General features: G+C 28.8%; 2 protein-coding genes. Both read right to left on the bottom strand.

Annotated features, from left to right (window positions below; genetic code table 11):
* A partial coding sequence (locus JZY04_RS21090; RefSeq protein ID WP_005820933.1) for a hypothetical protein occupies nt 1-230 on the bottom strand: 230 nt, incomplete at its 3' end.
* A 9-nt stretch (nt 231-239) separates the two neighbouring features.
* Nucleotides 240-462, bottom strand: a 223-nt coding sequence (locus tag JZY04_RS21085; RefSeq protein WP_220577471.1) for a hypothetical protein, incomplete at its 5' end; no start/stop codon positions are given.

Raw genomic sequence — 462 nt, 5'->3', positions numbered from 1 at the left:
AGTTCTAAAGGAACTATTCTTTTGTGAACTTTTTTGCATCTGTTCTCGATCTTATTCCATATCTGATTTCCAATCTCTGTATCTACCGGATTATTTTTGTTTTCATTCCATTGTTTTCTCATTTGTTTCTTTATCAAATTCGAATGATAGAGCTTTTTACGTCCTTTTTTGTCTAATCGATCTGATAATAGTTTTTTGATCAGATCGATTTCCTTGTTGTTTTTATCCATTTCTTAAATCTATTTTGTGTTATCTAAAACTAAATACACAACAGACCTGCTTACCACCACATGTGAATTATAACTTTTTAATTGAAAATCGTCTCTGATGATATCGATAGCATACATATCTTGGTTTTTATGGATGTTAATTAATTGTTTTATAGTGCTATATATGGTTTTTGTCCGGTAATAATAATTGCTTGTTTTTTTTATGCGTAATAACGTTAGTTCCTTTAGAACT

It is taken from the genome of Bacteroides sp. 11BF, from assembly GCF_019633765.1.
In the GTDB taxonomy this organism is placed as follows: Bacteria; Bacteroidota; Bacteroidia; order Bacteroidales; family Bacteroidaceae; genus Bacteroides; species Bacteroides hominis.
The sequence above is the reverse complement of the archived record's forward strand: the minus strand, read 5'-3'. Positions and strand labels throughout refer to the sequence as shown.